Source organism: Carnobacterium sp. (genome assembly GCF_032094055.1).
Lineage (GTDB): Bacteria > Bacillota > Bacilli > Lactobacillales > Carnobacteriaceae > Carnobacterium_A.
Genome location: NZ_DAMDAK010000033.1, coordinates 6,018 through 10,447 on the forward strand (window position 1 = coordinate 6,018; position 4,430 = coordinate 10,447).

At 35.0% G+C, this 4,430-nt stretch carries 4 protein-coding genes; all 4 read left to right on the forward strand.

Annotated features, from left to right (window positions below):
* Positions 1–357, forward strand: a 357-nt coding sequence (locus RT405_RS06735) for a CpsD/CapB family tyrosine-protein kinase (protein ID WP_313468618.1), incomplete at its 5' end; no start/stop codon positions are given.
* A 708-nt stretch (positions 358–1,065) separates the two neighbouring features.
* Positions 1,066–2,955: a nucleoside-diphosphate sugar epimerase/dehydratase gene (locus RT405_RS06740; RefSeq protein ID WP_313468620.1), complete on the forward strand. Its 1,890-nt coding sequence runs from the start codon at positions 1,066–1,068 to the stop codon at positions 2,953–2,955.
* On the forward strand, positions 2,936–3,571 hold the full coding sequence (locus RT405_RS06745) for a sugar transferase (protein ID WP_313468622.1): 636 nt from the start codon (positions 2,936–2,938) through the stop codon (positions 3,569–3,571). The genes RT405_RS06740 and RT405_RS06745 overlap by 20 nt, the downstream gene beginning before the upstream one ends.
* Positions 3,568–4,404, forward strand: coding sequence for an NAD-dependent epimerase/dehydratase family protein (locus RT405_RS06750; protein WP_313468624.1), 837 nt, complete (start codon positions 3,568–3,570; stop codon positions 4,402–4,404). The genes RT405_RS06745 and RT405_RS06750 overlap by 4 nt, the downstream gene beginning before the upstream one ends.
* The last annotated feature ends 26 nt before the right edge of the window (positions 4,405–4,430 follow it).

Below are 4,430 nucleotides of genomic sequence, written 5' to 3' on the forward strand. Positions count from 1 at the left end.
GCTCATCGAATGTCAACTGAAGGCCTGTTCGTGATCACAAGCGGTGTAATTCCGCCGAATCCATCAGAATTGTTGGCTTCAAATCGTATGACGCAACTAATGAAGGAATTCGAAGAACTATTTGATCTAGTCATTTTTGATATGCCCCCCATTGTAGCTGTTACAGATGCGCAAGTCATGGCCAGTAAAGTTGACGGTACGATTTTTGTGATCAATAAAGGCGGAGCTGACAAAGAGATGGTTCGCAAATCAAAAGAACTATTGGATATGGTCAGTGCCAATGTGATTGGAGCTATTTTTAATCGTGTCGAAGTGTCAGGCGATAATTACTATTACTATTATGGAGAAAAGGAATAATACGAATGTTTGACTTGCATTGTTACATTTTGTCCGGTATTGCTATTGGTACAAAAAATGGACGATTCTTTAGCAACGGCTCGCGCAGCTGTTGCTGAGGAATACCTCATCTCCTAGAGACATATCCTTACAAAAATGAGCGTATGGAATAAAAAAACAGCCATATTATAAGAGCTATCTGCTGTTTAATAAGGATGCTCAGATAGTCGAAAGATTCCCGTTGACCTTACTTCAATAAAAAGAATTTTTATTACCTGAGAGTTACTTGAAGATATTTAAACCAACAAAATTCAATTCATTTACGAAACCAACCGATACATATTGATTGAGTTCCCGACAGCGACTATACTCGCTTTTATGGACTCTTTATTTTTTAACCTCTAGCTAAAGAAAAATATTACTTCTATTGTCTGTCTATTTTGAATGGAGCCATGCAACTTAAAATGAACCAGTAAATATATCCGAAAGTTCTGTGATTAACGGATCGAAACTAGCTTATTACATCTATGATGCATAATATAATAATTTGCCCATTTTATTATGAAAGAAGATTGCCAAAAAAAACGGAAAAACGTTTAGTCGAAAAGACAAAGCTTTTCAGTAAGTGACTAAAGGCTTGATCCATAGCAAATAAATAATACATTTTTGTTTCAACACATTAAACAAATAAAACACTTAATTTTATTTAACATAAAGGAAGTGATAGCAATGAATAGAACAATGAAGAAAAGTATTTTAGTAGGCTACGATAGTCTTGCAATCACTCTCTCCAGTATCGTAGCTTATATTTTTTTAGATCCTTACATAGAACTACCGTTTAGAACAATTACTTTTACAGTGGGGTTAACGATTTTTATTTACCTTACTCTAGCGGTCTTTTTAAATTTGTTTTCAAAAATTAACCGCTATACTAGCATTAAAGAGTCTCTTACAATTGCTGGATGTGTAACAGCAGCGTTTATTTCCTCAGCACTTATATCGTTACTTATTCTGCAACCTGTTAGCTTTCGATTTATTTTGCTGAGCTACTTATTTTCAGCAGCTTTAATCACGGGCAGCCGGATTGGTTGGAGAATTTATCACGAACACCATTATCGTAAACTTAATTCTCATTCCATTGAAAAGCAGATTCCAACTTTAGTTGTGGGAGCTGGTCATGGAGGGAGTATTTTTGTCCGCAATTTGAAGCGGAATTACAGTGATGTTAAAGTAGTGGGAATAGTCGATGATGATTTATCTAAGCAAAATATGTTGCTATATGACATACGCGTATTGGGACAAATAGCTGATATCCCTGAACTAGTTAAAAAGCATCGAATCGAACAAGTAACGATTGCCATTCCTTCATTGGATCCAGTTGAATATGAACGAATCTTAGATTTGTGTAATCAAGTGGATGTAGCTGTGAACCTAATGCCTTCTATTGAAGATGTTTTGCAAGGTAAGCTGTCTGTCAGTCAATTCAGAGAAATCGATGTAGTTGACTTATTGGGAAGAGATGAAGTGAAACTAGATATGCAAGTGATAGCAACAAAATTAAACAGTCAAACGGTTTTAGTCAGTGGAGCCGGTGGATCCATTGGTTCTGAGATATGCCGACAAATCGCTCGTTTTTCCCCTGCTCGAATCATTTTACTTGGGCATGGAGAAAACTCCATTTATTTAATTGATAAAGAATTAAATAATGCCTATGGCAATACAATTGAGATCATTCCCGTAATCGCGGATATTCGTGACCGTAAACGGATATTCCATATTATGGAAGAATATAAGCCTACTCGCGTTTACCACGCTGCAGCGCATAAACATGTTCCAATGATGGAATACAACCCGCGTGAAGCGGTCAAAAATAATGTCTACGGTACTAAAAACATGGCAGAAGCAGCAAAGTCAGCTGGAGTAGAAAGTTTTGTTATGATTTCAACTGACAAAGCTGTTAACCCGCCGAATGTAATGGGAGCAACTAAACGGATTGCAGAAATGATTGTGACTGGCTTAAATGAGCCGGGAAAAACAAAATTTGCAGCAGTTCGTTTTGGTAATGTCTTAGGCAGCCGCGGCAGCGTAGTACCGTTATTCAAGGAACAAATTAAAAATGGCGGACCTGTAACTGTGACTGATTTTCGGATGACACGTTATTTCATGACTATTCCCGAAGCTAGCCGATTAGTGATTCAAGCTGGAGCGTTGGCACAAGGAGGCGAAATCTTTATCTTGGATATGGGTGAACCGGTTAAAATTTATGATTTAGCTAAAAAAGTCATTAAATTAAGTGGCTTTACCGAAAAAGAAATTCAAATTACTGAATCCGGCATCCGACCTGGAGAAAAACTTTACGAAGAATTACTAGTGGGCAGTGAACAAACGGATAAAAAAGTCTATGACAAAATATTTATCGGTAAAGTGACTGATATACCTGTTAGTGAAGTAATGGAGTTTGTTCATCATTTAGATGACTGTTCTATTGATGAATTGAGAGAACAGCTGATTGGTTTTGCGAACGAAAAAAAAGAAATTTCTGTTAATGAAACAATACATTCTGCTCAAGAAAAAGTTAATAACGAAGGAGAATTTTCGGATGTACAAGAAGTTTATTAAGCGTTGGATTGATTTTATACTAGCATTAATAGGATTAATTATTCTGTCACCGATATTCTTACTCATTATTATTGCAATTAAGTTAGATTCAAAAGGTCCTGTGCTATTTAAACAAAAAAGAGTGGGAATGCATAAAATACATTTTTATATCTTGAAATTTAGAACTATGCGTATCGATACACCGAAAGACATGCCTACGCATCTCCTTGATAATCCAAATCAATGGATTACGCCTGTTGGAAAGTTTTTAAGGAAGACATCGTTGGATGAACTGCCACAAATTATTAATATCTTTAAGGGTGAAATGAGCATTATAGGACCAAGACCAGCTCTTTGGAATCAATATGATCTTATTGAAGAAAGAGACAAGTATGGAGCAAATGATATACCTGCTGGAATTACTGGATGGGCTCAAATTAATGGTAGAGATGAACTAGAAATAGATGCGAAGGCTGAGTTGGATGGAGAATATGTAGCAAAAATTGGGTTTTTAATGGATGTTAAATGTTTCTTTGGCACTATCTTTAGTATATTAAAATCAGACGGAGTTGTAGAAGGTGGAACTGGATCAAAATCTAAAGCAACTAATAGAACTGAGGAGACCATTAAAAGATGAAAAATATATTAGTTACTGGTAAGAACAGTTACATAGGTACATCTTTAGATAATTGGCTTATGAGAGAACCTAATAAATATCAAGTAGATACAATGGATACGAAAGATAACTCATGGAGAGAAAATACGTTTAGTCAGTATGATGCTATTTATCATGTAGCTGGAATTGCCCATGTTAAAGAAACTGGTGAAAATGAAGAACTTTATTATAAAGTGAATAGAGACTTAGCGTATGAGGTTGCAAAAAAAGCTAAGCTAGACGGTGTGAAGCAATTTATTTTTTTAAGTTCAATGAGTGTATACGGGTTAGAGAATGGCATTATTAGTATAGATACACAACTAAAACCAAATACTGCTTATGGCAAATCTAAAATCGAAGCTGAGAAGTTAATTAAGACTTTAGCAGATGACTCGTTTATTGTTGCAATATTAAGACCTCCTATGGTTTATGGAAAAGGATGTAAAGGAAATTATCCAAGACTAGCAGCTTTGGCTATGAAGACGCCGATATTTCCGAATATTGACAATAAACGTAGTATGATCTATATAGATAATTTATCAGAGTTTGTTAAGCAATTGATTGATAACTTTAGTAGCGGACTATTTTTTCCACAGAACGCTGAGTATGTAAATACTGGTGAAATGGTTAATTTAATTGCCAAGTCACATGGAAAGAAGTTGAAAATGCTTAAACTGTTTAATCCTTTAATAAAGTTAATGAACATAAGTATTGTAAATAAAGTGTTTGGTAACTTAATATACGAAATGAGTATTGTAAATAAAGTGGATTTAGTATCTTTTAAAGATTCAATAGAAATGACAGAAAAGAATTAGGAGCAATGATATGCAAGCAAAAAAAG

What these genes read in the sequence shown, in the direction of transcription:
- RT405_RS06740 (WP_313468620.1), top strand. Translation starts at nt 1,066, where the DNA reads ATGAATAGAACAATGAAGAAAAGTATTTTAGTAGGCTACGATAGTCTT.
- RT405_RS06745 (WP_313468622.1), top strand. Translation starts at nt 2,936, where the DNA reads ATGTACAAGAAGTTTATTAAGCGTTGGATTGATTTTATACTAGCATTA.
- RT405_RS06750 (WP_313468624.1), top strand. Translation starts at nt 3,568, where the DNA reads ATGAAAAATATATTAGTTACTGGTAAGAACAGTTACATAGGTACATCT.